This window comes from Pararhizobium sp. LjRoot238 (assembly GCF_964252955.1).
Classification (GTDB): domain Bacteria; phylum Pseudomonadota; class Alphaproteobacteria; order Rhizobiales; family Rhizobiaceae; genus Pararhizobium.
In genome coordinates, this window is record NZ_CAXUPP020000001.1 from 3,340,939 (window position 1) to 3,367,139 (window position 26,201).

Genomic DNA, 26,201 nt, shown 5'->3' on the forward strand with positions numbered 1-26,201 from the left:
GGCGCAATGCGGCGGAAACGATGTTAATGCTCGACGCTTGCGGGTTCGTGGCGGCGCATCCGGCATGGCATTTGGAACGAGGTGGATATGAAAGTCGGCATCGATATGGGGACGGCGCCCGATGGCGCATCCGTTCCGCTCGATATCGAGGAACTTCTGGCGACGCGCCTTCTGGTGCAGGGCAATTCAGGCTCCGGAAAATCGCATCTCCTGCGCCGCCTTCTCGAACAGTCGGCCCCTTGGGTGCAGCAATGCATCATCGATCCCGAAGGCGATTTCGTTACGCTCGCCGACAAGTTTGGCCATGTGGTGATCGAGGGCGAGCGGACGGAATCTGAACTGATCGGCATCGCCACCCGTATTCGCCAGCATCGCGTTTCCTGCGTCCTCTCGCTCGAAGGGCTCGATATCGAGCAGCAGATGCGCAATGCCGGCATCTTTCTCAATGCGATGTTCGATGCGGACCGCGATTACTGGTACCCGGTTCTGGTCGTCGTCGACGAGGCGCAGATGTTTGCCCCGTCCGTTGCGGGCGATGTCTCCGAAGAGGCGCGCAAAATCTCGCTCGGCGCCATGACCAACCTGATGTGCCGCGGCCGCAAGCGCGGGCTTGCCGGCGTTATCGCGACCCAGCGGTTGGCAAAGCTTGCCAAGAATGTCGCGGCCGAAGCCTCCAACTTCCTGATGGGCCGCACCTTTCTCGATATCGACATGGCGCGCGCCGCCGATCTTCTCGGCATGGACCGGCGCACGGCCGAAATGTTCCGTGACCTGAAGCGCGGCTCCTTTGTGGCGCTTGGCCCGGCGCTGTCGCGCCGTCCACTGCCGGTGACGATCGGCAATGTCGAGACCTCCGCACGCTCGACCAGTCCGAAACTGACGCCGCTGCCGGAAGCGGTCGCCGACGTCGAGGATCTGATTTTTACGCCCGATCCCGAGGAACTGATCCGCCCGATCATTCGCCGCCCGAGCGCCCAGCCGCGACCGGCCACCGATATCCTTGCTGAACTGTCGCGCCCACGGCCCGAACCGGCAACACTTGCAGAACCGAAAACGCCCGTGCCGGAAATGCCCGCCGTGGAACGCGATGCGCTGCTCGACAGCCTGCTTGCCGAAATCCTCGAAAACCCGGAAGCGGCCTTCCGCGCCGATGCGGAATTGTTTCAGGATTTCCTGGTCCGCTGCCGTATCCGCCGCGTGCCCGGTGCGCCGCTGTCGCTTGCAGCATTTCGGCGCAAGATGGCAGTTGCGCGCTCTGGCGTGGATCCGGAAACCGCCGCGAGCGAAATCTGGGCGTCTGCACTGGAACTGTCGCGGCAGGTGACGGAGGACCTTCAGGGTGTCTTCCTGCTCGTTGCGCAGTCTGCTGTCCGCAATCTGCCGTGTCCCTCGGATGCCATGATCGCGCGGGCCTATGGCACTCATTCGGCCCGGCGCGCCAGGCGCCTGCTCGGCTACTTCGAGGAGCAGGGCCTGATCGTCGTCCATAGCGACCTTTCCGGCAAGCGGATCGTGGCATTTCCGGATTTGCAGGTTGAGACGGCGCCGGGGGCTGCCGATGCCGTCTATGATGAAGCGGGAAGCCGCAGCGCTGCTGAATAGCTTCAGCGGTCATCGACGCCGATGATGTGTAGAGTCTCGCGCCCATCTGGAACAGCAAGAGTGGAAAGCCGCCGGTCGAATGTGGCGAGCCTCCCGCCGTAGGATTTCGCCAGCGCCAGAAGATATGTGTCCGTCACCTGTCCTGGAGTTAATATGTGGGAAGAGGCGACGAGACTGGCATCGACCAAACTGATTCGGTCGTGCCAAAACTGATAATCAGATAACAAACGCATCGAACGCATCATATCTGCGACCGTGGCCGGCGAGCCGGGCGAATTTGGATAGCGTCGGTCCCCCACGATACGGATAACGCCATTTTCGGTGATTGGGCAAGTCGCCCAGCCTTGTCCTTGCCGGGCCTCGAACCAGACGTGCGCTGCGTCATGCGAGACGTGCGCCGGATCGATTAAGGCAATCAAGACATTAACATCGAGAAGAAAACTCAAGGAGCATCGTCCCTGAGCGCATTGACAATCTCAAGCGTGACGATGGTCTTCGAGCTCCCTGCCGGGAGCAAAGGTATTCCGTTTCTCACTCGAGGTTGTTCTGTCCGCCGCAAGGCCTGCCGCGCCAGGTCAGAAATGACGTTTCCGATGGGGCGTTTCTGGTTCTCGGCCAGTACCTTCGCCGCGGCCAGAACATCATCATCAATTTGTAACGTCGTTCTCATCAAAGAACCCGCATCAAGCATCAAACATCAGCATGATATGACAAGGGTAGTCCCAAGTAAAGCAAACGACGATTCGTTCAATGGGATTAGGAGTTGACAATCACGCGATTGCAGCCTAAAGCCGCCCCAACGCCGGGCCGAAATGCCCGGTGTTACTTTTTAATGACGCATATGCTTGTCCTTTCCGACAAGGGCGGAACAGCAAATGCGCGAACCGACATGTCCCGTGGCTTCTCCATTAGCGTAATGTGAGAAACCTGTCAGAGCTTCCGAAAATGAGGTTCAGAGGAGGGCGTGTTTCCTTGATCCGGTTTGGCAACAAACCGGTGTAACCGTCTGAAAGGAAATGCGATGAGCAAGCGCGAATCGTCCAAGTACAAAATCGATCGCCGTATGGGCGAAAACATCTGGGGCCGTCCGAAGTCGCCGGTCAACCGCCGCGAATACGGCCCGGGCCAGCACGGCCAGCGCCGCAAGTCCAAGCTTTCCGACTTCGGCGTGCAGCTGCGCGCCAAGCAGAAGCTCAAGGGCTACTACGGCGACATCCGCGAGAAGCAGTTCCGCGCGATCTACGACGAAGCCAACCGCCGCAAGGGTGACACCTCGGAAAACCTGATCGGCCTGCTCGAATCGCGCCTCGACGCGATCGTCTACCGCGCCAAGTTCGTTCCGACGGTCTTTGCTGCCCGCCAGTTCGTCAACCATGGCCACGTCAAGGTCAACGGCGTTCGCGTCAACATCGGTTCCTACCGCTGCAAGGCCGGCGACGTCATCGAAGTCCGCGAAAAGTCCAAGCAGCTCGTTTCGGTTCTCGAAGCCGTTTCGCTCGCTGAGCGCGACGTTCCGGATTATGTCGAAGCCGACCACAACAAGATGGTTGCGACCTATGCTCGCGTTCCGGGCCTGACCGACGTTCCGTACCCGGTCGTCATGGAACCGAACCTCGTCGTCGAATTCTATTCGCGATAATTTCTTCTGGCCTCGGCCTTGTGAAATTCGGAAAAGCCACTCAGAGATGGGTGGCTTTTTTGTTGCGCTGCACTGATGCGGAGAATGACTGATGCCCGGCACGGAACCGTTGGACCTGCAGTCGATTGTCGATGATATCCACAGCGAGCTGACGCCGAGGCTCGGCGAGGGCAAGGTTGCTGATTACATCCCGCAGCTCGCCCACGTCGATCCCAAGCGGTTCGGCATGGCCGTCGTGACCGTCGATGGCAATGTCTACAAGGCCGGCGATGCCGAAGTTCCTTTCTCGATCCAAAGTATCTCCAAGGTCTTCACGCTGACGCTGGCGCTCGGCAAACACGGCGAAAGCATCTGGAATCGCGTCGGCCGTGAGCCGTCCGGCTCCGCCTTCAATTCCATCGTCCAGCTCGAGCACGAGCACGGCATTCCCCGCAATCCCTTCATCAACGCCGGCGCGATCGCGATTACCGATCTGGTTCTGGCGGGCCACACGCCGAAGGAAGCGATCGGCGAGATAATCCGCTTTGTCCGCTACCTCGCCGACGAGGAGGACATCCTCATCGATCACGAGGTGGCGCGATCGGAGGCCGCGACCGGCTATCGCAACGTCGCACTCGCCAATTTCATGCGCGCCTTCGGCAAGCTCGACCACCCGGTCGAGCACGTGCTCGGCGTCTATTTCCATCAATGCGCCCTCGCGATGAGCTGTGTCCAGCTGGCAAAGGCCGGCCTGTTCCTTGCCGCCTCCGGCAGCAATCCGCTGACGAAACATTCGGTCGTTTCGCGCCAGCGGGCGCGTCGCATCAATGCGCTGATGCTGACCTGCGGCCATTATGACGGCTCTGGCGATTTCGCCTATCGCGTCGGACTGCCCGGCAAGAGCGGTGTCGGCGGCGGTATTCTGGTGGCGGCGCCCGGAAAAGCTTCCGTCGCTGTCTGGTCGCCCGGCCTCAACCACAACGGCAATTCGCTGCTTGGCTCCTTGGCGCTCGAAATGCTGGCGAACCGCACCGGATGGTCCGTATTCGGCGCCTGAGCCGGGCGTTACGGAAGTTTCACATCGATTCGCGTGCATTTTCCTTGAACTTGCCGGCATACACGGGCAAGTGCTGTTCACAACGCACGCGCCCTGCGCGTTTTCCAATCCGGGACTTTGTCATGGATATTTCCACCCCATCGCCGGTCGCCGATCTCGAAGAGCTTTCATCTGGATCGGCTGAGGCCCTTGACGACGCGCTGCATCCGATCTTCGCCAAGATGCCGTCCTCGGTTTCCTTCAATAAACTGCGCAAGCGGCTGCTGCGGCAGGTGCGTCAGGCGATCGAGGATTTCGGCATGCTGAAGGGCCAGAAGCGCTGGCTCGTCGGCGTGTCTGGCGGCAAGGACAGCTACAGTCTGCTGGCGCTCCTGATGGACCTGCAATGGCGCGGCCTGCTGCCGGTCGAACTGGTCGCCTGCAATCTTGACCAGGGCCAGCCGAATTTCCCCAAGCATGTGCTGCCGGATTACCTGACCTCGATCGGCGTCAAGCACCGGATCGAATATCGCGATACCTATTCGATCGTGAAGGAAAAGGTGCCGGCGGGCGGAACCTATTGCGCGCTCTGTTCGCGCCTGCGCCGCGGCAATCTCTATCGGATCGCCCGCGAGGAAGGCTGCGACGCCCTGGTGCTCGGCCATCACCGCGAGGACATCCTCGAGACCTTCTTCATGAACTTCTTCCATGGCGGCAGGCTCGCCTCGATGCCGGCCAAGCTCCTGAACGACGACGGCGACCTGATGGTGCTCAGGCCGCTTGCCTATGCGGCCGAGGACGATCTCGCCAAATTCGCCGCGGCGATGGAATTTCCGATCATTCCCTGCGACCTCTGCGGCTCGCAGGACGGGCTGGAGCGCAATGCCATGAAGGCGATGCTGGCTGATATCGAGCGCCGTATGCCTGGCCGCAAGGACACGATGCTGAGGGCGCTCGGTCACGTCAATCCGTCGCACCTGCTCGACCCGAAACTGTTCGATTTCCAATCCCTGTTCGCGGAGCCCAAAGCATGACATCTGCCATCGATATCGCAGCCATCGCCAATATCCTGCAGGAGGCTGCGGTCAAGGAGATCCTTCCGAAGTTCCGCAATCTCGGCACCGGTGACGTGCGGATGAAATCGGAAGCCATCGACCTGGTGACCGAAGCCGACGAAGCGGCGGAGCGCCTGATCAAGGCGCGTATGGCGGAGGTCGCGCCTGATGCGCTGTTTATCGGCGAAGAGTCCGTCGCCGCCGATCCGGCGCTGCTGGACAGCCTTGCGGGGGCCGATCTCGCTGTCATCGTCGATCCGATTGACGGCACGTTCAACTATGCCGCCGGCATGCCGCTGTTCGGCGTTATGGCCGCTGTCGTCGCCAAGGGCGAAACCGTTGCCGGCGTGATCTATGACCCGATGGGCAATGACTGGGTGATCGCGGAAAAAGGTGCAGGCGCCTGGCTTTGCAAGGCGGATGGTTCGCAGGAGCGGTTGGGTGTTGCGCCTTCGCTGCCGCTGGAAAGCCTTGTCGGCTGCGCATCGACCGGATTCTATTCGCCGGAAAACCGGCGCATCGTCATGGGCAACATGGCGAAGGTGCGCATCGCCACGAGCTATCGCTGTGCAGCGCATGAATACCGCGCCTTCGCGGCGGGGCATTTCCATTTCCTGATGTATCAGAAGCTGATGCCCTGGGATCACCTTGCCGGAACGCTGATCGCAGAAGAGGCGGGCGCTTACGCCGCGCGCTTCGATGGTTCGCCCTATCGCCCGGATCATGTCGATGGCGGCCTTCTGGTGGCGTCCGACAAGGATTGCTGGGACGTGCTTCGCCGCGAGGTCTTTACCGTCTGAGGCGATGAAGAATGCACCATGAAAAAGGCCCGCGCGACATCGTTCGAGCGGGCCTTTTTCATGGTTGCGACGTCACATATGGCCGCCGCCAGCCTCAAGCAGGGCGTGATCATCGCCGGGGTGGGTAAAGAGTTTGCCCTTTTCTGCCCAGAGCACGGCAAGGATTGTTACCGCGCCGAAGGCGGTGAAGCCGGCAAACAGCGGCTGGACCGTACCGTTGAACATCTGCCCGACAGCGCCGCCGATCAGGGCGCCGCCGGTGGTGGAAACGAAGCCGGTGATCGCCGTGGCCGTGCCTGCCAGATGGCCCATCGGTTCAAGGCTGATCGCGGTGAAATTGGTGCCGATCACGGCGAACATCATCAGCAGGACCGAGAACAGCAGATAGGCAACCAGGAAGGACGGTGTTCCACCGAGCGACACGAGGAGCCCTGCACCGGAGAGCAGCGTGAACAGGATCATCGCCGCATGCGAGATGCGCCGCATGCCGAAGCTGCGGACGAAATAGCCATTGGCGAAGTTGGCGACTGCGATGCCTCCGGCGGTGCCGGCAAAGGCGATCGGCAGCCAGTCGCCGAGGCCGTAGACTTCGCCGAAGATCTGCTGGACGGTGACGATGTAGGCACAGATGACGGCGGTGAATAACGTCTGCCCGATCATGTAGCCGCAGGTGATGCGATTGGTGAGCACCGTGCGGAAACCGGACGCGACGGACGCCACCGAGAGAGGCAGCCGTTCTTCGTGCGGCAGCGATTCCTTGAGGCGCAGGCCGGCCCAGACGAAAAGGATGGCGCCGACGCAGCCGAGCAGGATGAAGATCCAATGCCAGTTCGCATAATAGACCACGGCCTGGCCGAGCGAAGGGGCAACGATCGGCACGATCATGAAGACGATCATCACATAGGACATGACACGCGCCATTTCGCGGCCGCCGAAACAGTCACGCACCACCGCCATGGTGGTGATGCGAACCGCTGCAGCACCGATGCCCTGCACGAACCGCAGGAGGAGCAGCATTTCGAAGCTCTCGGTCGCGGCCGCCCCGAACATTGTCACGGTGAAAAAGGCGAGACCGGAGAGCAGGATCGCGCGGCGCCCGAAGGTGTCGGACAGGCTGCCGAAGATGATCTGCGAGCAGCCGAATCCGAGGAAGAAGATGCCGATGACCAACTGCGTGTCGTTGGTGTTGGCGACGTTGAGCGACTGGCCGATGGCGGGCAGGGCCGGCAGCATGATGTCGATGGCGATCGCCACGCTCGCGGTCATGAGCGCGATGGTGATGACGAATTCGAAGAAGCCGAGGCCTATTCGGGAGGAGCCGATATTTTCGATGTGTTCAGCGGTCGTGGTGGCGGACATGAAAGGACCTATGATGTCTTGGGAGGAGACAGCCGTCGTTAAGCCGACGGATTGTGCGGACTGAAAAGTCTGCCTTTTTCGGCGACGAGCACGAAGATCAGGCCGATGACGGAAACCGACAGGAAACCGATGGCAAGCGGTGTGACAGTGCCGTCGAATGCCTGGCCGATCAGCGCGCCGATCGTCGCGCCGCCGATCGTCTGGGTGAAGCCGAGCACCGAGGATGCGGTTCCGGCGACGTGGCCGAGCGGTTCCATGGCCATGGCGTTGAAATTCGGACCGATCAGGCCGAACTGGAACATCGCCGTGCCGTAGAGCAGCACGAAGAGCCAGAGGGGCAGCGCACCGAAGATCGATGCCGTGGCCCAGGCAAGGCTTGCCAGGGCGAATCCGATCAGCGCGCCGTGCGACAGGCGGCGCATGCCGTAGCGTTTGACAAGGCGCGAATTGGTGAACGAGGCAACAGCCATCGTACCGGCAAAGCCTGCAAAGACCAGCGGGAACCAGTGTCCTAGCCCGTAGATGCCGACCAGAATCTGCTGCGCGGAATTGATGAAGCCGAACAGCGACCCGAAGATGAAGGACGCCGCCAGCGAATAGCAAAGCGAAACGCGGTTGGTCAGCACGATGCGGAATGCGTCGAAGATGGACGCGATCGTGAACGGACGGCGACGTTCGACCGAGAGCGTCTCGGGCAGTCGCAGCGCGACCAGCGTCGCTACCAGCAGCGCAAACAGGCAGATGACCACGAAGATCATGTGCCATTCGGCAAAAATCATGATCAACTGGCCGATGCTTGGCGCAATGACCGGCACGATCATGAAGACCATCATGACCAGCGACATGACCTCCGCCATCATCCGCCCGCCATAGATATCGCGAACGATCGAAATGGTGATGACCCGCGTCGCGGCAGCGCCAATGCCTTGCATGAAGCGCAGGGCAAGCAGCCCGGCGAAGGACGGCACGAAGACGATGGCAAGCGCACAGAGGCCATAGACGCCGAGGCCGCCGAGAAGCGGCAGCTTGCGGCCGAAGCGATCAGACAACGGCCCGAAGAACAATTGCGCGCAGCCCATACCGAGCAGATAGGCGGTAATGACGTATTGGCGCGCGTTCTCATCGGCGACGCCGAGGCTGGCGCCGATCTCCTGCAGGCCCGGCAACATGATATCGATCGAAATCGCGTTGATCGCCATCAGCATGGCCATCAGTGTGACGAATTGTGGTTTCGACAAAGCCTGAAGGCCCGGTGCTTCGGTGGTAATGGTCATCGGAATATTCCTGGCGGAGGTGCCGGGCGCCTGAACTGAAAACGAATACGTTTCCTGCAGGGAACAAGCGCGGATGAAAATGCTGGAGTCGGTAGTCCCACATCTGGTCGAAAGCGAGGCTCCGGGTGCTTCAAAAAATGAACCGGATTATCCGGGCTGGTTTGGGTGGCACAGGCAATTGTTCGGAATCCGGTGCCGAACGTTCGCCTGCGCGTGCTTACGCCCTGTTTCGCGACCATCTTGTGACAGCCGCTTCATATTGGCTGCGCCTATTAAAGGTTGCGCAATATTAGGTAGCCTTCACAAGTCGCAGGAATCAAAAAAGGCGGTGACCCGCCTTTTTCAGGTGCCACTGTAACCGAAACCAGATTTCAGGCTGCGCCCTTGACGGCGATGCCGTGTTCTTCGAAATGCGACTGGAGTTCGCCAGCCTGGAACATTTCGCGCACGATGTCGCAGCCGCCGATGAATTCGCCCTTGATGTAGAGCTGCGGAATGGTCGGCCAGTTGGAATAGTCCTTGATGCCCTGGCGAAGATCGGCATCGGCGAGAACGTTGATGCCTTTATAGTCGACGCCGATATAGTCGAGCATCTGGACGACTTGGCCAGAGAACCCACACTGGGGGAATTGCGGCGTGCCCTTCATGAAAAGAACGACGTCGTTGCTCTTCACTTCGTTGTCGATGAATTCGTTGATTCCGCTCATATGTCGTAGTCCTTCCTGCTCCAGCGTCAAGGGCCGGGGGTGTCGATCCATTCTAGATAGCATGCAGGTCGGTGATTTTCATCACCCGATCCCAACAAAAATTGATGGCTTGCAGGGCGGCAACACGCCGCCGGCGAAATCATCGCGTCTTACTGCGCGAGGCGGCCGTCCTGCGGCGGCTCACCTGCTTCTTCGCTGGCTTTGCGGCCCTTGTCGCGGTCGCTTTCTTGAACCGGCCGGTGGTGGCAGACCGCGCCTGCCGTTTCTGGCGTTTCGTGGCGGTCCGGCCGCTGGTCTTCTTCAGGATTTCCTTCAGAACACTCTCAACGACGCCACTGACCAGTTCATTCATCAGGCCGGCCATCAAGCCTTACTCCGGCGCCGATGTCTGAAGGGCAAGTGCGTGCAGCACGCCGCCCATATTTCCCTTCAGCGCATTGTAGACCATCTGGTGCTGCTGAACCCGGCTCTTGCCGCGGAAGGCTTCTGCCACGACTTCAGCTGCATAGTGGTCGCCGTCTCCTGCCAGATCCCGGATTGTCACCTTGGCGCCCGGGATACCGGATTTGATCATGTCTTCAATATCGCCCGGTGTCATCGGCATACGCTACTCCTCAATTCTTTCTTGCTCCAATGCGGCAATCCACTCGATTCTGCCACATGGGGATCACTTGTATAGAGGCGAAAACCGCGTTCCAACAGTTCCATCAATATTTTTACGTCGGTATCGGAATGCAGCCTCGGCATTACGCAAATAACGGAAAATCGGCTGTCAAATCCGTCTGGCAAGTTGGAAACCGGCGCAGAACCAACGATCAGCGCCGGGCCACGGAAAGGGATAGGTCGTTTCGGCGCCTGCGGCCGCGCCAACCGATAAGCCAGGCGATACCGCCAGGAGCGGCGCAATTTGTTCAACCACGCGTACCGGTGCGCATCACCTCTGCTCATGCGTTCCCCTGAAACCTATCCGTGTGTCAATTTGGATCAGCAGATAGGATTCAGGTTAGACTTGGAAAGGGTTGCTGTCGGTTGTTTCAGCGTCTTTCCTTATTGCGAGGCGACCGTTGCGGGGCAGGCCGCCAAATTGATGACCAGCACATTCGGAAAATCCGGGCGGAATCAAAGCCAACACCCACCGGGCCTTCAGTTTGATTCCGGCAGGCTGCCTTCCATGAAATCCGGGAACCATGATTCATGTACTGAGCGCAATTGCACAATTGCAAGCGGCTTGGCCGAGCCGAGCACGACCTCGGTACCGCCGGTCGCTCCGATCACGGGTGCGGATACGCCCGCAGCCTTTGCCCGCTCGGCGACAAGGTCTGCATGCTCCGGCTTTACGGACACGACGTAGCGTCCCTGGTCTTCTCCGAAGAAGACAGGGATGGGATCGCGGCCTGCTACCGCCGAAACCCTTGCGCCGATGCCCGACGCCATCGCCATTTCGGCAACCGCCAGCGCAAGCCCGCCCGAGGAGCAATCATGTACGGCGGTCGTCAGGCCGTCGACAATGAGGCTGCGGACGAAATCGCCGGTCTTGCGCTCATGGGCGAGATCGACATGCGGGGCGGGGCCGTCAGTGCGGCCATGGATGTCGCGCAGATAAACGGACTGGCCGAGATGCGCACCAAGGCCATCCGGCGCGCCGACGAGGAGGATGTCCTCGCCTTCAGCCGCAAAGCGGATGCGTGCCATCTGCGACCAGTCGCCGAGCAGGCCGACGCCGCCGATGGTCGGGGTCGGCAGGATGCCCTGGCCGTTCGTCTCGTTATAGAGGGACACATTGCCGGACACGATCGGGAACTCGAGCGCACGGCAGGCTTCGCCGATGCCCTTGATGGCATGGACGAGCTGGCTCATGATTTCCGGGCGTTCCGGATTGCCGAAGTTGAGGTTGTCGGTGGCAGCCAGCGGCAAGGCGCCGGTCGCGGTGATGTTGCGCCAGCATTCGGCTACGGCCTGCTTGCCGCCTTCGAACGGATCGGCTTCGACATAACGCGGCGTCACGTCGGAGGAGAAGGCGAGCGCCTTTGTCGGGTGGCCTTCGACGCGCACGACGCCAGCGTCACCGCCCGGCAGCTGCAGCGAATTGCCCTGGATCAGCGTGTCGTACTGCTCGTAAACCCAGCGGCGCGAGGAGTTGTTGGCCGAGCCGACAAGCGACAGCACAGCGTCGGCGACATCCGCCTGGGGAATATCATCGGCAGCAAGCGGTGCAGCCGTTTTCGCCGGCGTCCACGGGCGGTCATATTCCGGCGCCTGGTCACCCAGTTCCTTGATCGGCAGGTTTGCCACTTCCTCGCCCTGATGGATGACGCGGAAACGCAGATCGTCGGTGGTCTTGCCGACGATGGCGAAATCCAGGCCCCACTTGACGAAGATCGCCTTGGCGACTTCTTCCTTGGCCGGTTCCAGGACCATCAGCATACGCTCCTGGCTTTCCGACAGCATCATTTCATAGGCGGTCATGCGCTCTTCGCGCACGGGAACCTGATCGAGCTGCAATTCGATGCCGAGGTCGCCCTTGGCGCCCATTTCGACAGCCGAGCAGGTGAGGCCGGCGGCACCCATATCCTGGATGGCGATGACCGCGCCGGTCTTCATCAGTTCGAGGCAGGCTTCGAGCAGGCATTTTTCGGTGAAGGGGTCGCCGACCTGGACGGTCGGGCGCTTCTCTTCGATCGACTCGTCGAATTCGGCCGACGCCATGGTTGCGCCGCCAACGCCGTCGCGGCCGGTCTTGGCGCCGAGATAGACGACCGGCAGGCCGACACCCTTGGCTTCCGACAGGAAGATCGCGTCGGACTTGGCAAGGCCGGCGGCAAAGGCGTTGACGAGGATGTTGCCGTTGTAGCGGGCGTCGAACTCGACCTCACCGCCAACAGTCGGCACGCCGAAGGAGTTGCCGTAACCGCCGACGCCGGCGACGACGCCGGACACCAGATGGCGGGTCTTCGGATGATCAGGAGCACCGAATCGCAGGGCGTTCATTGCCGCGATCGGGCGCGCGCCCATGGTGAAGACGTCGCGCAGGATGCCACCGACGCCGGTCGCCGCACCCTGATAGGGCTCGATGTAGGAGGGGTGGTTGTGGCTCTCCATCTTGAAGACGACGCAGTCGCCGTCATCGATATCGACGACACCTGCATTTTCGCCCGGGCCCTGGATGACGCGCGGACCGGTGGTCGGCAGCGTGCGCAGCCATTTCTTCGAGGATTTGTAGGAGCAGTGCTCGTTCCACATCGCCGAGAAGATGCCGAGTTCCGTGAAGGTCGGCTCGCGGCCGATCAGTTCCAGGATGCGCTGGTACTCATCCGGCTTCAGGCCGTGCGAGGCAATGAGGTCGGCGGTGATGGGGCGGGTATTGGAAATGGTCATCGTGGTCCATTCGGTCCGTTGGAGCATCCCGGACGGCAAGGGACACCGTCTGCCTGAAGGGCTGCGTCAAAACAAAGAGATCGCGTCGGCGTTTCTTTAGCCGATGCTACTCCGGGATGCGACAGGAAAATGCCGGAAAAGCACAGGCGATCGCGTGCTTTTTGCTGGCGGGACCGGTGGTTCGATCAAGCGAAGCTGTCATAGCCGGTGCGGCCGCTGTCAAGCAGCCGGCGAAGTGTCAGGAAGCCACGCCGCACCTCGTTGCGGTCGGCGGGCGAGGAGAAGCCGATCCGCACCCGATGAAAGACGCTTTCGGTCCGCCCTGCCTTGAACTCGTCCTCGTCGTCGACGAGCACGCCCTCCTCAAAAGCTGCGTGCTTGAAGGTGCCGGAGAACCATGGCTCGGACAGCTTCAACCACAGAAAAGGCACATGCGGATGAGAGTTGAACTCGATACCTGAAAATATTGCGCGCGCCATCTGCTCGCGCGCGCGGATCTCATCGATACATCTGGAGCGCAGGATCGCGGCTTCACCGCTCAGCACCAGGCGTGCGCAGAGTTCGGCAAGCAGAAACGGCATGCCGCCGCTCACCATTTTGTGGGCAATACGGATGCGCTGGCTGAAATGGGGAGGGCAGGCGACCCAGCCGCCGCGCACACCGGCCGCAACCGATTTCGACAGGCCTCCGACCAGAAATGTCCGCTCCGGCGCAAGTTCGGCGAGAAGCGGCGTCATGTCGCCGGTCATCGCGCCGTAGAGGTCGTCTTCGAGGAGCCAGACGCCATAGCGGCGGGCAATGTCGGCGATCGCCTGCCGACGCTCCAATGACAATGTCACGACTGTCGGGTTCTGTGCGGTCGGCATCAGGAAGGCGAGTTTCGGATGCTGCTGGGCACAGACGCGCTCGAAGTCTTCCGGATCAAGGCCGTAGTCGTCGGTCCGCAGGAGAATCGTGCGTCGACCGATCAGGCCGGCGCTGCGGCTGATCTGTGAATAGGTGATGTTTTCGAAAGCGATCTTGTCGCCTGGAGCGGTGACAGCCGCGATGACGGCGACTGCACCGGCATGGGCACCGAGCGTCGGGACGATGCGATCGGGCTGCGGCTTGAACGTTCCCTTGGCAAGCCACTGGCTTCCCGCTTCGAACCAGTGCGCCGGAAAATCGCGAGCATAGCTGGCGATGTCGGCACGGTGTTCGCGGCTGATGTCGATCAGCAGCTTTTCGAGCGACTTGCCCTGGCCGATATCCGGTGCCGCCGTGCTGTCGAACCGGAGCTTGCCCGGCGGCGCCTTGATCGGCCGGGTGCCGGCAAGTGCCGCGGTCATCGGATCGGCCTGTTCGGCCGGGCGCATGTCCGCATTGTCGAGCACATAGGTGCCGCGGCCAACCTCGCCGCTCACGAGGCCGCGTTCGCGCACCAGATGATAAGCACGGCCGATTGTGCCGATTGTCACGCCGATATCAAAGGCGAGATTGCGTTGCGGCGGCAATTTCGTTCCGGCCGGCAGTACGCCACCGGCAATCGCCTGCTCGATCTGGTCGGCAATGCGCGCGTAAAGAGGGCCTTGGCCTTGGCCGGGGTCTGGCATCCAAGTTGTCATGGTTACAATTTCTACATTGCATCCATTTTTGTGTCAATTAAGACAAGTAAACATTCGAAAGTAACGGTGACAATCGATGGGGTGATGTCAATGGGTACAATTTGCACTGCAGATGATGCGATTTGCTCGTCGAAGACAATTACAATTCCGGCTCCCGTTGGCGTCGTGCCACGCGCAAAACACTTTTTTGGGCGGGTGATCTCATGGATTGCGGAGCGAGAGGAAAAGCGGTTCAGCCGCCTTGCCCTTGCCGAACTGACAGATGAACAGCTTGCGGACATAGGCGTGACGCCCGCGGAGGCGCGGCGCGAGGCCTCGCAACCTTTCTGGAATTGATCGCGGTCTTGCCGGCTACAGGAGCTCGAGAACCTTCGTCTTCGGCCGGCAGATCGCCACGCCTTTTTCGGTGACGACGATCGGCCGTTCGATCAGTTCGGGATGTGCCAGCATGGCATCCAGGATCTGTCGGTCTGTCTTGTTCTCATCGTCAAGTTTCAGTGACAGGTAAGAGCGCTCTTTCGTGCGCAACAGTGCGCGCGGTGACATGTCCATGGCGAGCAGAAGGGCCAGCATCTGCTCGTGGGTTGGCGGCGTCTTCATGTAGTCGATGATGACAGGCTCAATGCCGGTTTCGCGGATCGTCTCCAGCACCGCCCGGGACGTGGTGCAGCGGTTATTGTGATAGATCGTAACACTCATCAATATGCCTTTGGTGCATTCCCGGCCGTGGGAGGACGGCGGCTTTGCTGTAGACAGCAGGCCTGTGCTTATGAGGGACGTAACGCAGTTTCGTGACAGGCTTGAGAATGCATTCCGGGCGGGAAACGCGCAAAACACTGTCCGCATCTCGGGAGGCTCAATCAGAAGTCCGCGCGACGGATTGTCGAGCAAAACTTCAAAAAAGAAAAGCTGCAAGATTTGGCGGAGCGCCGTCGTCGCGCTGTTTCCGATCCCGCCAGCGCTTTATCGGCAACCGGTGCTGCCCGCGGCCCAGCGCTTCACGTCTGTTACCATTCTCGCTCCAACCGCTTCATTGAACAGCGGTCCGAAGGCTTGAAGCCGGGCAGGGTGTCCCTCCGCCTGGACGACGGCGAGTGGGCGCGATTCGGGTGAATTGCGCTTGACGAGCAGGATGCGCGGGCGTCCGGAGAAGGAGTTGAGTTCTGGAGCCAGGCGATACGGCTTGAACGCTGCGTCTCCAGACTTGAACCAGCAGGCGTTGGCGCCGAGCGCGACGCGTTCCATGGTCGGCAACGCCGCCGTGCTTTGTGCGGGCGCCGGCGGGCTTGCCGACTGGCAGCCGGCGCCGAGCGCAAGTGTGGCGACTGCGCCGGCAGTTGCAAGGAAACGGAAGAAAGTTGCGCCGCGCATCGGAAGGTCCCTGTGATTCGATCTCTGAGGGAGCCTTCTATCAGACCGAATGTTAAGCAGCGATTACATCAAGAGCGGAAGCGAACAGGCCGCGCCCATCGGCGCCGCCATGGGCGGCCTCGATCAGGTTTTCCGGATGCGGCATCATGCCGAGGACATTGCCCTTGGTGTTGACGATACCGGCAATGTCGTTGATGGAGCCGTTCGGATTGGTGCCGGCTGCATAGCGGAAAACGACCTGCCCATTGCCCTCGATGGTCTTCAGCGTTTCCGCCTCGGCGAAATAGTTGCCGTCGTGATGGGCGACGGGGCAGCGGATGATTTGCCCCTTTTCATAGGCGCGGCTGAAATCGGTGTTGGCGTTGACCACTTCCAGCTGGATTTCCTTGCAGACGAATTTCAGAGAGGCATTGCGCATCAGCGCGCCCGGCAGAAGGCCTGCTTCGACCAGGATCTGGAAACCGTTGCAGACGCCCAGCACCTTGACGCCTGCTTCGGCCTTCGCCTTGATCGCCTGCATCACCGGCATGCGCGCCGCGATTGCGCCGCAACGCAGATAGTCGCCGTAGGAGAAGCCACCGGGGATGACGATCAGATCGACATCCGGGATATCCGTCTCGGTCTGCCAGATCGTCACTGGCGCCTTGCCGGAAATCTTGGTGAGCGCCGCGATCATGTCGCGGTCACGGTTGAGGCCTGGAAGCTGGACGACGGCTGATTTCATGGGTGCGGTTCAAACCTGGATTGGGCCTCGGCAAGCTCGCGCAGTTCGAGGCGGTTTTCGATACGTTCTAAGCGCTGATCGGACCTATCCAGTCGGGTGTAGATGTTGTGGATGTCCATCTGCACGGACACCATCGTTCCGCGAAGATTGCTGAGCTCGGTCTTGATGCCGGACGTCTCGAATTTGAGGTTCGAAATGTCCGACTGCATTCGCTTCAACAGCTCATAGATCAGATCGTTTGTAATTGCGGCCATACTGCACCTCATTCAACCCTTAGGCGAGTGAGATAGTGTAATTCTCGATCACTGTGTTGGCCAGCAGTTTCTCGCACATGGCCTTGAGGTCGGCTTCGGCCTTCGCCTTGTCGGCGGTCTCGATCTGGAGATCGAAGACCTTGCCCTGGCGGACATGGCCGATGCCGTCGAAACCGAGAGCGCCAAGCGCGCCCTCGATTGCCTTGCCCTGCGGGTCGAGAACGCCGTTTTTCAGCGTCACTGTTACGCGTGCGTTGATCACTGTTGTCTTTTCCTGCTTATTTTACCAGCACAGGGCCGGTGCCGCGGGGCGGCTCGTTCTCGTTCATGATGCCAAGGCGGCGGGCGACTTCCTGATAGGCCTCGACGAGGCCGCCCATGTCGCGGCGGAACCTGTCCTTGTCCATCTTTTCCTTGGTTTCGACGTCCCAGAGACGGCAGCTGTCCGGCGAGATTTCGTCGGCCAGGATGATGCGCATCATGTCGCCTTCGAACAGGCGGCCGCATTCGATCTTGAAATCGACGAGCTGGATGCCGACGCCCAGGAACAGGCCGGTCAGGAAGTCGTTGATGCGGATGGCGAGCGCCATGATGTCATCGAGTTCCTGCGGGCTTGCCCAGCCGAAGGCGGTGATGTGCTCTTCGGAGACCATCGGGTCGTCGAGCGCATCGGCCTTATAGTAGAATTCGATGATGGAGCGCGGCAGGACGACGCCTTCCTCGATTCCGAGGCGCTTGGAGAGCGAGCCCGCGGCCACGTTGCGCACGACGATCTCGAGCGGAATGATTTCCACTTCCTTGATCAGCTGTTCGCGCATGTTGAGGCGGCGGATGAAGTGCGTGGGAATGCCGATCCTGTTCAGATGCGTGAAGATATATTCCGAAATCCGGTTGTTGAGCACGCCCTTGCCGTCGATGACATCGTGCTTCTTCTTGTTGAACGCGGTGGCGTCATCTTTGAAAAACTGGATCAGCGTGCCTGGCTCAGGACCCTCGTAAAGGATCTTGGCTTTGCCTTCGTAGATACGGCGGCGACGGTTCATCAATATTGTTCTCTATGGTTGTCGGCGCACTTGGGCTGCGCCATTGGCATTTTCTAATCGGGTCCATAGCTCAAAAGAAACTATTTCACAATCGGCGTCTGATCCGATCCCCTGAATTAGCAAGAGGGTAACACGGAAAGTCATCAAAGCGGAAAACTTCGCATTGCACTTTTGACAGGCTTTTGGTTTATGGGCGAAAAGCTGTTTGCGGCGTGGTTTTCAGGGAGATCGACGAATGACCAGTATGCAGGATCGCGAAAAGGCGTTCGAGGCGAAATTTGCGCTGGATGAAGAACTGCGGTTCAAGGCCGAGGCGCGCCGCAACAAGCTGCTCGGGCTCTGGGCAGCCGAGCTTCTGGGCAAGAGCGATCCGGCGGCCTATGCCACGGAGATCATCGCCGCCGATTTCGCGCAGGCCGGACATGAGGACGTCGTGCGCAAGATCCGCGCAGACTTCGATGCTGCCGGCGTCGCCCAGACCGAGGAGGAGATTCGCCTGAAGATGCTGGAGCTTCTCTCCGAAGCCGTCACGCAGATTCAGAACGGCTGATACCGGCCATTGCGCTGATTGCTGGGCCGTCCGCTTGCGGGCGGCTTTTTTGTTCCGGCATCTGGATGTACCGCGCCGCCGCCGGGTCAGGGTCGAAGCCTATTGAGGAACTGGGCGAAGACCATGGTGCCTTCCGGCCACGGACCGTGACCGGATTCGGCGTTGATGTGGCCGGATTCACCGGCGTCCACCAGCAGCGAGCCCCAGGCGTTGGCGATATCGCCGGCATGATCATACGATCCGAACGGGTCGTTGCGGCTTGCGATCACCAGACTCGGGAACGGCAGCGGATCGCGCGGGTAGGGGCCGAACGTCATCAGGTGCTTCGGTCGGATTTTCGGATTTGTCACTTCCGGCGGGGCGACGAGGAAAGCGCCGGCGATCTTCTTTTCCGCGTGCGGCAGGGCGAGGATGGCGGTTGCGACGCCAAGCGAATGCGCCACGATGACGACGGGTTTGGCCGCCGCGTTGATCTCTTCGACCATGCGTCGCACCCAGTCCTCGCGTACGGGCTTTGCCCATTCGGCCTGTTCGACGCGGCGCGCGGAGGCAAGTTTGTTCTGCCACCGGGTCTGCCAATGGTTCGGACCCGAGTTGGTGTAACCGGGCACGATCAGGATATCTGCTTCAGATGCTTTCATAATAACGGCGATTTGTGCTCGGGGGAGACGGAAGTCAAGTGAAAGAGACGCAGATCTGGTATATGCTCGCTGCACGGGACGATTGGTCACGACGTTCCGTGACGGCGAAAGCCGCCAATATCGAGAGCATTGGATCGCGGTCAGCGATGCCGAAATCCCCTCGAAACCGGCACTACTGACTGTTCTCGAATGACGTGACGATGCGTGTGTTCAAGGAGGAGAATTGGTCATGACAACATTCCATGTATTGGCAGGATCCAGCACCACTATCGAGAATCCGGTAATTCGCAAGATCGGCATCGCCGATGTCTTCGACGCGTTGCGTCTCGGCTGGCAGGACTTCAATGCCAAGCCGTCTCATTACGTCTTCCTCTGCCTGATATACCCGATCGCCGGTGTTGTGCTTGCCACATGGAGTTCGGGCGCCAACATGTTGCCGATCCTCTATCCGCTGGCTTCCGGTTTTGCCTTGCTCGGCCCGGTAGCCGCCATCGGTCTCTATGAGATCAGCAGGCGGCGCGAAAAGGGGATGAACACGTCGTGGCGGCACGCTTTCGATGTTCGCCACTCTCCAGCCTTACCGTCGATCATCGCGCTTGCTTTCCTGTTGTTTGTGTTGTTCGTCGCCTGGCTGCTCGTTGCCCAGGCGCTTTATGTGCAGATGTTCGGTGATGTGCCGCCGGCATCGATCTCAACCTTCGCCAACCAGATTTTCGCAACAGAACAGGGCTGGAACCTGATCCTGGTCGGCAACGCCGTCGGTTTCGTCTTTGCCGTGATCGTGCTGTCGACCGTCGTTGTGTCGTTTCCGCTGTTGCTCGACAGGGATGTCGGCGCCGTGACTGCGGTCGAGACGTCCGTGCGGGCAACGCTCACCAATCCGGTTCCAGTTGCCGTGTGGGGACTGATCGTTGCCGGAGGCCTCGTCATCGGCTCGATCCCGGTCTTCGTCGGTCTCGCCGTCATCATGCCGATCCTCGGCCATGCGACATGGCATCTCTATCGCAAGCTCGTGGTTGCGCCGGAGACCAAATGAGGCGGGACCGATCTGAAAAAACGAACGTGCCGCCAGACGGGCGGCACGTTCGTACTGTCATGCGGGCCGTTTAGCGGAAATATTTGAAATAGGACGAGATTTGCGCCGTGGTATTCGACGACGGGTCGAGACGAATGCCAATCTTGTCGCCGCGATACCATTGTACGACGCCGGCAAGATGACCGAATTCGTTGCTTTCGATCGACACTTCCTGACCGGTCTTGGCATTGATATCGAAATAGAGCTGGAAACAAATTCCGGCTGCCGAAAGATCTTTGACGATCCCGCGACTCGACCCGCCCTTGCAGGTCACCGTGCCCGTGAATTTGGCTGTCGTGCGCGCTACCTTGCGTTCGATCGTCTGCTGATACGGCATGTTCCAGCCCGCTCCCGTTTGCTCATTTTTCCGCAGCCTCTCACGGAAGGCTGACGAAAGGCTTGAGAAAACCGTTCAAAATGGAGCGATGTGGGCCGAAACCGGACGCGCGAAAGTGGAACGGGGAGCCTCTTCGGCTCCCCTTAGGGCATCAACCGAAAACGCGACTGAAGATCGTATCGACGTGCTTCGTGTGATAGCCGAGGTCGAATTTTTCGCGGATATTCGCCTCGGGCAGGAAAGCCCGGACTTCGCTGTCGGCAAGCAGTTCCTCGAGGAAATCCTTGCCCTGTTCCCAGACCTTCATGGCGTTGCGCTGAACGAGGCGATAGGCATCCTCGCGGGATGCGCCGGCTTGCGTGAGGGCAAGCAGGACGCGCTGGGAATGAACGAGCCCACGGAACTTGTTCATGTTCTTCATCATGTTGTCCGGATAGACGAGCAGCTTGTCGATCACGCCCGTCAGGCGCGCCAGCGCGAAGTCGAGCGTCACCGTGGCATCGGGGCCGATCATGCGCTCGACGGAGGAGTGGGAAATATCCCGCTCGTGCCAGAGAGCGACGTTTTCCATGGCGGGCAGGGCGAAGGCGCGAACCATGCGCGACAGGCCGGTCAAGTTCTCCGTCAGCACCGGGTTGCGCTTGTGCGGCATGGCCGACGAACCCTTCTGGCCCGGCGAGAAATATTCCTCGGCTTCGAGCACCTCGGTGCGCTGGAGGTGGCGGATTTCGGTTGCCAGGCGTTCGACGCTGGAGGCGATGACACCAAGGGTGGCAAAATACATCGCATGGCGGTCACGCGGGATGACCTGGGTCGAGACCGGCTCAGCGGCAAGGCCCATGGCCTTGGCGACGTGTTCTTCGACGCGTGGATCGATATTGGCAAAGGTGCCGACGGCGCCGGAAATAGCGCAAGTGGCGATTTCCTCACGCGCGGCGATCAGGCGCTTCTTGCAGCGCTCGAACTCCGCATAGGCGAGCGCCAGCTTGATGCCGAAGGTGGTCGGCTCGGCGTGGATGCCGTGCGAACGGCCGATCGTCACCGTGTCCTTGTGTTCGAACGCCCGGCGCTTCAGCGCTTCCAGCAGCCTGTCGAGGTCGGCAAGCAGAAGGTCACTGGCCTTGACGAGTTGCACGTTGAAGCAGGTATCGAGCACGTCGGAAGAGGTCATGCCCTGGTGCACGAAACGCGCGTCAGGACCGACGATCTCGGCAAGATGTGTCAGGAAGGCAATGACGTCATGCTTGGTAATGGCTTCGATTTCGTCGATACGCTCGACGTCGAAGGTGGCCGCACCGCCCCGTTCCCAGATGGTTTTCGCCGCTTCCGTCGGGATCACGCCAAGCTCGGCGAGCGCGTCGCAGGCATGCGCCTCGATTTCGAACCAGATGCGGAATTTGGTTTCGGGCGACCAGATGGCCACCATTTCCGGTCGGGAGTAACGGGGGATCATGGGCTTTCAGCTTTCGTCATAGGTGGCGTTGGCTGAGCCTCTAGCAAAGATGGCCGGTAATCTCAACGTTGCTGATCGGGCATCTTGCATGCAAGCCACAAGCTGGCGGCTGCAAGGGCAGCAAATCCGACCGGCAGATAGAGGCGAATGCCCATCACGACGAACTGATAGATGGCGCCGGCCGAGGTGAACCCGAACTGATAGAACCAGGTCAATGTACCAACAGGGGCATGCCAGCGGGCATAGAAGCTCCGGTAGTCCAAGGCGAAGAGAAAGGCCGTTACGGCGAGGGTGCAGACGGTCAGGCAGAGAAAGAAGGCGGCAAAACGCGTTTCGCTGGCGCGGCCCTGCGCACAGAAGCGGCCGAGAACGAGGGCGAAAGGCCAGGCGACCAAGCCGCCGAGGAAGAACAGCAGGAGAATGCTGTAGAAATGGGACGTTTCGGCACCGTTGCGCAGATAGAGCGCTGCAAGCGCCGACAGCGCCATCATCGCACCCCAGATCGGTGCGCCAAGAAGAATGTCCCGCGCGCCCGGAAGCGTTGCGAGTAACCTCTGGCCCGTGCGCCGCATCAAGCTTGGATATTGTTTTGCCTCGGAGACCTGAACTTGATTCATGGCACCACAGGGGCCGGAACGGCGATCCACCGGCCGTCGCGTCCCTCGAAACCGAAGCTCAGCACCTGCACCAGGACGATGTGGATCGGATCCCGGCCGACCGGGTGGTGAACCATGACACCGCCGATCCGGTAACCGGTCGGGCATTTGCGGCTCTCGGGGATGGCGGTGTCGGAGTGAAGCACGCGATCCGACGCCTGACCATCCTCGCTTTCGAAGGCAAGGCTGAAGCCGATCGATTGCGGTGCCATGTCTTTGCAGAGCGCCGATGGCGGCAGCGTGATTTCCTTCAGCGCCAGCGTGAAGATGCCGCCAACCGGCGGTTCTACGGCGTATTGACGGTATGCCAGCCGATGCGCCGGGGCTTCGGTCTCGGTGACCGGATTGAAGCCCGCCATCAAGCCCGGATGGTCTGTCATGTCGTAGCGATCGACGAGGGCGGCGGCTTTCGCCTGCGTCTGCGCCCGAACCGCGGCAAGACCGGCTTGCTCGTCATCGATTCGCACGCGGATCGGCGTGCCCGGCAGGAACGTGTCCTTGCGCGTGTCGATGAAGAAGATGTTGGAGTAGGGAAAGCCGGAGCCGTCCTGGACGCCATATTCCTCGAAGGCGAAAACGCTGCCGTCCGGTGAAAAGCCGATGGGCTGCAACGAGGCGATATCACCGGCGCAAACGACATCGGCCATCAACACCGATGCGAAAACTGCGGCAGCGATCCCGCCCGAAAATCTCACCCGCGGCCCCCTTCGGCATTGGCGCGCAGAGTGTCGATGGTTTTGCGATAGGCGTCAACATGGCCGCCGCTGAAGATCGCCGAGCCTGCAACGAAGACGTTGGCGCCCGCAGCGGCCGGACGCGCGATCGTGTCGATCGTAATGCCGCCATCGACCTGAAGATCGATCGGTCGATCGCCGATCATCGCCCTGATGCGGCGGATTTTTTCTTCCATCGCCGGAATGAACTTCTGGCCGCCGAAACCGGGATTGACGGTCATCACCAGAATAAGATCGAGCTTGTCGAGCAGGTAGTCGAGAACGCTTTCTGACGTTGCAGGATTGATCGAAACGCCGGCCTTCTTGCCGAGCGCCTTGATCGCCTGCAGCGAGCGATCGAGATGCGGGCCTGCCTCTGCATGCACGGTGATGCTGTCGCAGCCAGCCTTGGCAAAGGCTTCGAGATAGGGGTCGGCCGGCGCGATCATCAGATGGCAGTCGAAATAGGCATCCGTGTGCGGACGCAGCGACTTGATGATGTCCGGCCCGAAGGAGATGTTCGGGACGAAGTGACCGTCCATGATGTCGAGATGGATCCAATCGGCGCCGGCGGCGACGACATCGCGCACTTCCTGTCCGAGCTTGGCATAATCAGCGGCGAGAATGGACGGTGCAATCCGGATGGGCAGGGGCATGATGCAAGGCTCCAACTGTTTTCCGGCCAATAACACTGCTCTTCGCCGCAAACAATATTAGCGAACGCCGCTTTGACGTTATGCTGCGCTATCTTTGGTCGACCAGGTTGGCAGAAGATCGTTCTCGGCAGCGGTCGCATCGTGAATGCCACGCGCGATCGCGCGGGCCATGGTCGACGCCGACGCAGCGCCGAGATCGATGAAGTCCTGCACGGAAACGGTCATTCCGCTCGTCCCGGTTGCCAGCGCGAAGACGAGATCACCGTCGAGCGGCGTGTGTGACGGCCAGAGCGCCCGCGAAAAACCGTCATGGGCTGATATCGCCAGCCTCTTCGCTTCCGCCTTCGTCAGAACCGCATCGGTGGCGATGACGGCGATGGTGGTGTTTTGCGTTTCCTGCTGCCGGGCGCGGAACTTGATGCGGAGCTCGCGGGCATCCTGCGGGAAAGGCTGCGGCATGCCGAGCCCGCCGAATTCCACGCCTTCTTCGAAGGGTGCAGCCCAGAAATGCCGGGTATCGCCGATGGTTGCGGAGCCGAGCGCGTTGACGGCAACCAGCGCGCCGATGGTGATGCCGTTGTCCATGACCGTCGAGGCTGTGCCCAGGCCGCCCTTGAACGTGGCGGTGAGCGCGCCTGTGCCGGCTCCCGCGGTGCCCGTTAGGAAATCCTGAGATGCTGCCTGTACCGCCTGGTAACCGAGTTCGCGATAGGGCGGATACTGGCCCCAATCCTTGTCACCGCCATTGAGCAGATCAAACAGGATGGCGGCGGGCACGATCGGAATACGCAAAGGGCCGACGGCAAAGCCTCGGCCCATTTCGCGCAGCGCGGCCTGAATGCCCGACGCCGCATCGAGACCGAAAGCCGAGCCGCCGGACAAGACCACCGCATCGACCGTCTGCACCGTATTGTGCGGATCGAGCAGGTCTGTCTCCCGTGTTCCGGGGGCACCGCCGAGCACCTGAACGGCGGCGACGGCTGGCTGATCGCAGATGACAACGGAAACGCCGGATTTCAGGCGATAATCCTCGGCGTTGCCGACCCTGAGGCCCGCGACATCGGTAATCGAATTTTTCGGGCCGGGGCGCATCATTCGGTTCCCGTGGCAGTGGGGGCGGGCACGAAACGGCCATCCTGCCACTGGAGCAACCGGTAGGGATTGTCCGCCAACTCATGGCCCGCATTGAATCGGATCGCGCCGATCGCGGTCTGATAGGGACCTTTGAGAAGCGCCTCGAGAAGCGGCGTGTCGTCTTTGCCGGCCTGGTCCTTCGCCTGTTCCAAAAGGGCAACAGCAGAAAATGCCGGCAATACATAGCCTTCGGGAATGAGTTTGGCCGCCGTCATCGCTTCGCTTGCGACCTTCGCCTCCGGCCGGGCAGCGTAGTCCGGCAATGACACCGCCAGCACGCCATTCGCAAGTGCAACAGACTGATCGGCTGCGTTCAAGGCTTCGCCGCCCATCAGCGTCAGCGCAATCTGTTCGGAGGCAGCGTCGCGGGCGATGATGGCCGTGTCCGGCCGGTCGCCGCCAGTGAATACATGTGTCGCGCCGCTCTTTGCCAGCCGGCGCACCAAGTTCACCTGCTGCTCCTGCGCCGGACGATAGGTGTCGGAAAACACCGGCGTCAGTCCGACTTCGGCCAGAGCCGCGCGTACGCTTTCCACCAACTCGCGCCCATGGATCGTCCCGTCCTCGATCAGTGCCAGCGGCTCGTTCTTCCAACGCGACAGGATGATCTCGGTGACCTTGGCCGCTTCCATCCGGGCGCTCGGCACGAGACGGAAGAACGGCCACTTCTTTTTGAATGCGTCCTCCATCAGGACATCGGAACGCACGCTCAGCGTCAGCGCAGGAATGCCGGCCCCGGCGAGCGCGGGAAGCGTTGCCTCGAGGCTTTCCGTGCAGAGAAACCCGATCGCGGCTTCCGCGCCGCTGGAAAGCAGGGCCTTCCTGAGGTTCTCGGCGGCGTTCGGTTCGCAGGTTTCCGGAATCGGGATGATCTCGGACCCGCGATCTTCCGCCTGGAAGCGCGCACCGTCGAGCATCTGCTCTCCGAGCAGCGCGAATGGTCCTTCAACCGGCGAGACGACCGCGATCTTCACGCCAGCCGCCAGCGCGGGAGCGGCCTGCACCGATCCGGCAATGAGGAGGCTTGCGACAATCGAACGGAACATGCGCTTTTCCAGATGGATAATGCGCATGTTTTAAAGATGTGGCCGAAAGCGTCAAAGGAAAAGATCGTGACCTTCGCCGCGTGAACGGCAATTGCCGCGCATGACCAAGAAAAACCGG

At 60.7% G+C, this 26,201-nt stretch carries 31 protein-coding genes; 8 read left to right on the forward strand and 23 right to left on the reverse strand.

What is annotated here, in order from left to right:
- Positions 1-87 precede the first annotated feature (87 nt).
- Complete coding sequence (locus tag ACSQ3F_RS16185; protein WP_436101163.1) at positions 88-1,602, forward strand: helicase HerA domain-containing protein; 1,515 nt, start codon at positions 88-90, stop codon at positions 1,600-1,602.
- A 2-nt stretch (positions 1,603-1,604) separates the two neighbouring features.
- Here ACSQ3F_RS16185 and ACSQ3F_RS16190 read toward each other — a convergent pair whose 3' ends face one another.
- Entirely contained in the window at positions 1,605-2,048 is a 444-nt protein-coding gene (locus ACSQ3F_RS16190; protein ID WP_436101164.1) for a TA system VapC family ribonuclease toxin, read from the reverse strand.
- Positions 2,045-2,272, reverse strand: a complete 228-nt coding sequence (locus ACSQ3F_RS16195) for a CopG family transcriptional regulator (RefSeq protein WP_436102168.1) — start codon at positions 2,270-2,272, stop codon at positions 2,045-2,047. Before ACSQ3F_RS16195 ends, ACSQ3F_RS16190 begins: the two co-directional genes overlap by 4 nt.
- Before the next feature lie 351 nt (positions 2,273-2,623).
- On the opposite strand from ACSQ3F_RS16195, the gene rpsD reads away from it, so the two are divergent.
- The 4 genes from rpsD to ACSQ3F_RS16215 all read left to right on the forward strand — a co-directional run bounded on the left by rpsD (position 2,624) and on the right by ACSQ3F_RS16215 (position 6,111).
- On the forward strand, positions 2,624-3,241 hold the full coding sequence (gene rpsD / locus ACSQ3F_RS16200) for a 30S ribosomal protein S4 (RefSeq protein ID WP_436101165.1): 618 nt from the start codon (positions 2,624-2,626) through the stop codon (positions 3,239-3,241).
- Between the two features lie 91 nt (positions 3,242-3,332).
- Positions 3,333-4,277 (forward strand): glutaminase, encoded by a 945-nt coding sequence (locus ACSQ3F_RS16205; protein WP_436101166.1) that lies wholly within the window; start codon positions 3,333-3,335, stop codon positions 4,275-4,277.
- 122 nt (positions 4,278-4,399) lie between these two features.
- Positions 4,400-5,290 (forward strand): tRNA 2-thiocytidine(32) synthetase TtcA, encoded by an 891-nt coding sequence (gene ttcA, locus ACSQ3F_RS16210; RefSeq protein WP_436101167.1) that lies wholly within the window; start codon positions 4,400-4,402, stop codon positions 5,288-5,290.
- Entirely contained in the window at positions 5,287-6,111 is an 825-nt protein-coding gene (locus ACSQ3F_RS16215) for an inositol monophosphatase family protein (protein WP_436101168.1), read from the forward strand. Before ttcA ends, ACSQ3F_RS16215 begins: the two co-directional genes overlap by 4 nt.
- A 72-nt stretch (positions 6,112-6,183) precedes the next feature.
- On the opposite strand, the gene ACSQ3F_RS16220 is transcribed toward ACSQ3F_RS16215, so the two are convergent.
- The 7 genes from ACSQ3F_RS16220 to ACSQ3F_RS16250 all read right to left on the reverse strand — a co-directional run bounded on the left by ACSQ3F_RS16220 (position 6,184) and on the right by ACSQ3F_RS16250 (position 14,364).
- The gene (locus tag ACSQ3F_RS16220; protein ID WP_436101169.1) at positions 6,184-7,470 is read right to left on the reverse strand and encodes a multidrug effflux MFS transporter; all 1,287 of its coding nucleotides are present in this window, start codon (positions 7,468-7,470) and stop codon (positions 6,184-6,186) included.
- 38 nt (positions 7,471-7,508) lie between these two features.
- The gene (locus ACSQ3F_RS16225; RefSeq protein ID WP_436101170.1) at positions 7,509-8,744 is read right to left on the reverse strand and encodes a multidrug effflux MFS transporter; all 1,236 of its coding nucleotides are present in this window, start codon (positions 8,742-8,744) and stop codon (positions 7,509-7,511) included.
- 371 nt (positions 8,745-9,115) lie between these two features.
- Positions 9,116-9,451 carry a Grx4 family monothiol glutaredoxin gene (gene grxD / locus ACSQ3F_RS16230; RefSeq protein ID WP_436101171.1) on the reverse strand — a complete coding sequence of 112 codons (336 nt, stop codon included), beginning with the start codon at positions 9,449-9,451 and terminating at the stop codon, positions 9,116-9,118.
- Between the two features lie 139 nt (positions 9,452-9,590).
- Entirely contained in the window at positions 9,591-9,815 is a 225-nt protein-coding gene (locus ACSQ3F_RS16235; protein WP_436101172.1) for a hypothetical protein, read from the reverse strand.
- Between the two features lie 6 nt (positions 9,816-9,821).
- On the reverse strand, positions 9,822-10,055 hold the full coding sequence (locus tag ACSQ3F_RS16240; protein ID WP_018324712.1) for a BolA family protein: 234 nt from the start codon (positions 10,053-10,055) through the stop codon (positions 9,822-9,824).
- Positions 10,056-10,594: 539 nt separating this feature from the next.
- Entirely contained in the window at positions 10,595-12,826 is a 2,232-nt protein-coding gene (gene purL / locus ACSQ3F_RS16245; RefSeq protein ID WP_436101173.1) for a phosphoribosylformylglycinamidine synthase subunit PurL, read from the reverse strand.
- 185 nt (positions 12,827-13,011) lie between these two features.
- Entirely contained in the window at positions 13,012-14,364 is a 1,353-nt protein-coding gene (locus tag ACSQ3F_RS16250) for a PLP-dependent aminotransferase family protein (protein WP_436102169.1), read from the reverse strand.
- Between ACSQ3F_RS16250 and ACSQ3F_RS16255 the strand changes: the two genes are divergently transcribed.
- Positions 14,251-14,766 (forward strand): DUF1127 domain-containing protein, encoded by a 516-nt coding sequence (locus ACSQ3F_RS16255; protein ID WP_436101174.1) that lies wholly within the window; start codon positions 14,251-14,253, stop codon positions 14,764-14,766. The two genes, ACSQ3F_RS16250 and ACSQ3F_RS16255, sit on opposite strands and share 114 nt — an antisense overlap.
- Before the next feature lie 15 nt (positions 14,767-14,781).
- Here ACSQ3F_RS16255 and arsC read toward each other — a convergent pair whose 3' ends face one another.
- The 6 genes from arsC to purC all read right to left on the reverse strand — a co-directional run bounded on the left by arsC (position 14,782) and on the right by purC (position 17,822).
- Complete coding sequence (gene arsC / locus ACSQ3F_RS16260) at positions 14,782-15,129, reverse strand: arsenate reductase (glutaredoxin) (RefSeq protein WP_436101175.1); 348 nt, start codon at positions 15,127-15,129, stop codon at positions 14,782-14,784.
- A gap of 264 nt (positions 15,130-15,393) precedes the next feature.
- Positions 15,394-15,801, reverse strand: coding sequence for a hypothetical protein (locus tag ACSQ3F_RS16265; RefSeq protein ID WP_436101176.1), 408 nt, complete (start codon positions 15,799-15,801; stop codon positions 15,394-15,396).
- A gap of 52 nt (positions 15,802-15,853) precedes the next feature.
- Positions 15,854-16,525 carry a phosphoribosylformylglycinamidine synthase subunit PurQ gene (purQ, locus tag ACSQ3F_RS16270; RefSeq protein ID WP_436101177.1) on the reverse strand — a complete coding sequence of 224 codons (672 nt, stop codon included), beginning with the start codon at positions 16,523-16,525 and terminating at the stop codon, positions 15,854-15,856.
- Positions 16,522-16,779, reverse strand: a complete 258-nt coding sequence (locus tag ACSQ3F_RS16275; protein ID WP_436101178.1) for a hypothetical protein — start codon at positions 16,777-16,779, stop codon at positions 16,522-16,524. The genes purQ and ACSQ3F_RS16275 overlap by 4 nt, the downstream gene beginning before the upstream one ends.
- A gap of 19 nt (positions 16,780-16,798) precedes the next feature.
- A complete protein-coding gene (gene purS, locus ACSQ3F_RS16280; RefSeq protein WP_436101179.1) occupies positions 16,799-17,041 on the reverse strand; it encodes a phosphoribosylformylglycinamidine synthase subunit PurS in 243 nt (80 codons plus the stop codon).
- Positions 17,042-17,057: 16 nt separating this feature from the next.
- On the reverse strand, positions 17,058-17,822 hold the full coding sequence (gene purC, locus ACSQ3F_RS16285) for a phosphoribosylaminoimidazolesuccinocarboxamide synthase (RefSeq protein ID WP_018324721.1): 765 nt from the start codon (positions 17,820-17,822) through the stop codon (positions 17,058-17,060).
- Positions 17,823-18,057: 235 nt separating this feature from the next.
- On the opposite strand from purC, the gene ACSQ3F_RS16290 reads away from it, so the two are divergent.
- Positions 18,058-18,372, forward strand: coding sequence for a DUF1476 domain-containing protein (locus ACSQ3F_RS16290; RefSeq protein WP_436101180.1), 315 nt, complete (start codon positions 18,058-18,060; stop codon positions 18,370-18,372).
- Between the two features lie 86 nt (positions 18,373-18,458).
- On the opposite strand, the gene ACSQ3F_RS16295 is transcribed toward ACSQ3F_RS16290, so the two are convergent.
- The gene (locus ACSQ3F_RS16295) at positions 18,459-19,013 is read right to left on the reverse strand and encodes an RBBP9/YdeN family alpha/beta hydrolase (RefSeq protein WP_436101181.1); all 555 of its coding nucleotides are present in this window, start codon (positions 19,011-19,013) and stop codon (positions 18,459-18,461) included.
- Between the two features lie 229 nt (positions 19,014-19,242).
- On the opposite strand from ACSQ3F_RS16295, the gene ACSQ3F_RS16300 reads away from it, so the two are divergent.
- Entirely contained in the window at positions 19,243-20,049 is an 807-nt protein-coding gene (locus tag ACSQ3F_RS16300; protein ID WP_436101182.1) for a DUF2189 domain-containing protein, read from the forward strand.
- A gap of 70 nt (positions 20,050-20,119) precedes the next feature.
- On the opposite strand, the gene ACSQ3F_RS16305 is transcribed toward ACSQ3F_RS16300, so the two are convergent.
- The 7 genes from ACSQ3F_RS16305 to ACSQ3F_RS16335 all read right to left on the reverse strand — a co-directional run bounded on the left by ACSQ3F_RS16305 (position 20,120) and on the right by ACSQ3F_RS16335 (position 26,083).
- Positions 20,120-20,425 (reverse strand): PilZ domain-containing protein, encoded by a 306-nt coding sequence (locus ACSQ3F_RS16305; protein WP_436101183.1) that lies wholly within the window; start codon positions 20,423-20,425, stop codon positions 20,120-20,122.
- 151 nt (positions 20,426-20,576) lie between these two features.
- Positions 20,577-21,878, reverse strand: a complete 1,302-nt coding sequence (gene purB, locus ACSQ3F_RS16310; protein ID WP_436101184.1) for an adenylosuccinate lyase — start codon at positions 21,876-21,878, stop codon at positions 20,577-20,579.
- 62 nt (positions 21,879-21,940) lie between these two features.
- A complete protein-coding gene (locus ACSQ3F_RS16315; RefSeq protein ID WP_436102170.1) occupies positions 21,941-22,450 on the reverse strand; it encodes a hypothetical protein in 510 nt (169 codons plus the stop codon).
- 41 nt (positions 22,451-22,491) lie between these two features.
- The gene (locus tag ACSQ3F_RS16320) at positions 22,492-23,229 is read right to left on the reverse strand and encodes a DUF2259 domain-containing protein (protein WP_436101185.1); all 738 of its coding nucleotides are present in this window, start codon (positions 23,227-23,229) and stop codon (positions 22,492-22,494) included.
- Complete coding sequence (rpe, locus tag ACSQ3F_RS16325; protein WP_436101186.1) at positions 23,226-23,903, reverse strand: ribulose-phosphate 3-epimerase; 678 nt, start codon at positions 23,901-23,903, stop codon at positions 23,226-23,228. Before rpe ends, ACSQ3F_RS16320 begins: the two co-directional genes overlap by 4 nt.
- Positions 23,904-23,981: 78 nt before the next feature.
- A complete protein-coding gene (locus ACSQ3F_RS16330; RefSeq protein WP_436101187.1) occupies positions 23,982-24,998 on the reverse strand; it encodes a P1 family peptidase in 1,017 nt (338 codons plus the stop codon).
- Entirely contained in the window at positions 24,995-26,083 is a 1,089-nt protein-coding gene (locus ACSQ3F_RS16335) for a branched-chain amino acid ABC transporter substrate-binding protein (RefSeq protein WP_436101188.1), read from the reverse strand. Before ACSQ3F_RS16335 ends, ACSQ3F_RS16330 begins: the two co-directional genes overlap by 4 nt.
- Positions 26,084-26,201 lie beyond the last annotated feature (118 nt).

What these genes read in the sequence shown, in the direction of transcription:
- ACSQ3F_RS16235 (WP_436101172.1), bottom strand. Translation starts at nt 9,815, where the DNA reads ATGGCCGGCCTGATGAATGAACTGGTCAGTGGCGTCGTTGAGAGTGTT.
- purC (WP_018324721.1), bottom strand. Translation starts at nt 17,822, where the DNA reads ATGAACCGTCGCCGCCGTATCTACGAAGGCAAAGCCAAGATCCTTTAC.
- ttcA (WP_436101167.1), top strand. Translation starts at nt 4,400, where the DNA reads ATGGATATTTCCACCCCATCGCCGGTCGCCGATCTCGAAGAGCTTTCA.
- grxD (WP_436101171.1), bottom strand. Translation starts at nt 9,451, where the DNA reads ATGAGCGGAATCAACGAATTCATCGACAACGAAGTGAAGAGCAACGAC.
- purB (WP_436101184.1), bottom strand. Translation starts at nt 21,878, where the DNA reads ATGATCCCCCGTTACTCCCGACCGGAAATGGTGGCCATCTGGTCGCCC.
- ACSQ3F_RS16205 (WP_436101166.1), top strand. Translation starts at nt 3,333, where the DNA reads ATGCCCGGCACGGAACCGTTGGACCTGCAGTCGATTGTCGATGATATC.
- ACSQ3F_RS16305 (WP_436101183.1), bottom strand. Translation starts at nt 20,425, where the DNA reads ATGCCGTATCAGCAGACGATCGAACGCAAGGTAGCGCGCACGACAGCC.
- ACSQ3F_RS16215 (WP_436101168.1), top strand. Translation starts at nt 5,287, where the DNA reads ATGACATCTGCCATCGATATCGCAGCCATCGCCAATATCCTGCAGGAG.
- ACSQ3F_RS16300 (WP_436101182.1), top strand. Translation starts at nt 19,243, where the DNA reads ATGACAACATTCCATGTATTGGCAGGATCCAGCACCACTATCGAGAAT.
- ACSQ3F_RS16255 (WP_436101174.1), top strand. Translation starts at nt 14,251, where the DNA reads ATGATAAGCACGGCCGATTGTGCCGATTGTCACGCCGATATCAAAGGC.
- ACSQ3F_RS16315 (WP_436102170.1), bottom strand. Translation starts at nt 22,450, where the DNA reads ATGCGGCGCACGGGCCAGAGGTTACTCGCAACGCTTCCGGGCGCGCGG.
- arsC (WP_436101175.1), bottom strand. Translation starts at nt 15,129, where the DNA reads ATGAGTGTTACGATCTATCACAATAACCGCTGCACCACGTCCCGGGCG.
- ACSQ3F_RS16195 (WP_436102168.1), bottom strand. Translation starts at nt 2,272, where the DNA reads ATGAGAACGACGTTACAAATTGATGATGATGTTCTGGCCGCGGCGAAG.
- ACSQ3F_RS16295 (WP_436101181.1), bottom strand. Translation starts at nt 19,013, where the DNA reads ATGAAAGCATCTGAAGCAGATATCCTGATCGTGCCCGGTTACACCAAC.
- rpe (WP_436101186.1), bottom strand. Translation starts at nt 23,903, where the DNA reads ATGCCCCTGCCCATCCGGATTGCACCGTCCATTCTCGCCGCTGATTAT.
- ACSQ3F_RS16185 (WP_436101163.1), top strand. Translation starts at nt 88, where the DNA reads ATGAAAGTCGGCATCGATATGGGGACGGCGCCCGATGGCGCATCCGTT.
- ACSQ3F_RS16290 (WP_436101180.1), top strand. Translation starts at nt 18,058, where the DNA reads ATGACCAGTATGCAGGATCGCGAAAAGGCGTTCGAGGCGAAATTTGCG.
- ACSQ3F_RS16335 (WP_436101188.1), bottom strand. Translation starts at nt 26,083, where the DNA reads ATGTTCCGTTCGATTGTCGCAAGCCTCCTCATTGCCGGATCGGTGCAG.
- ACSQ3F_RS16240 (WP_018324712.1), bottom strand. Translation starts at nt 10,055, where the DNA reads ATGCCGATGACACCGGGCGATATTGAAGACATGATCAAATCCGGTATC.
- purQ (WP_436101177.1), bottom strand. Translation starts at nt 16,525, where the DNA reads ATGAAATCAGCCGTCGTCCAGCTTCCAGGCCTCAACCGTGACCGCGAC.
- ACSQ3F_RS16225 (WP_436101170.1), bottom strand. Translation starts at nt 8,744, where the DNA reads ATGACCATTACCACCGAAGCACCGGGCCTTCAGGCTTTGTCGAAACCA.
- rpsD (WP_436101165.1), top strand. Translation starts at nt 2,624, where the DNA reads ATGAGCAAGCGCGAATCGTCCAAGTACAAAATCGATCGCCGTATGGGC.
- ACSQ3F_RS16275 (WP_436101178.1), bottom strand. Translation starts at nt 16,779, where the DNA reads ATGGCCGCAATTACAAACGATCTGATCTATGAGCTGTTGAAGCGAATG.
- purL (WP_436101173.1), bottom strand. Translation starts at nt 12,826, where the DNA reads ATGACCATTTCCAATACCCGCCCCATCACCGCCGACCTCATTGCCTCG.
- ACSQ3F_RS16220 (WP_436101169.1), bottom strand. Translation starts at nt 7,470, where the DNA reads ATGTCCGCCACCACGACCGCTGAACACATCGAAAATATCGGCTCCTCC.
- ACSQ3F_RS16265 (WP_436101176.1), bottom strand. Translation starts at nt 15,801, where the DNA reads ATGCGCGGCGCAACTTTCTTCCGTTTCCTTGCAACTGCCGGCGCAGTC.
- ACSQ3F_RS16330 (WP_436101187.1), bottom strand. Translation starts at nt 24,998, where the DNA reads ATGATGCGCCCCGGCCCGAAAAATTCGATTACCGATGTCGCGGGCCTC.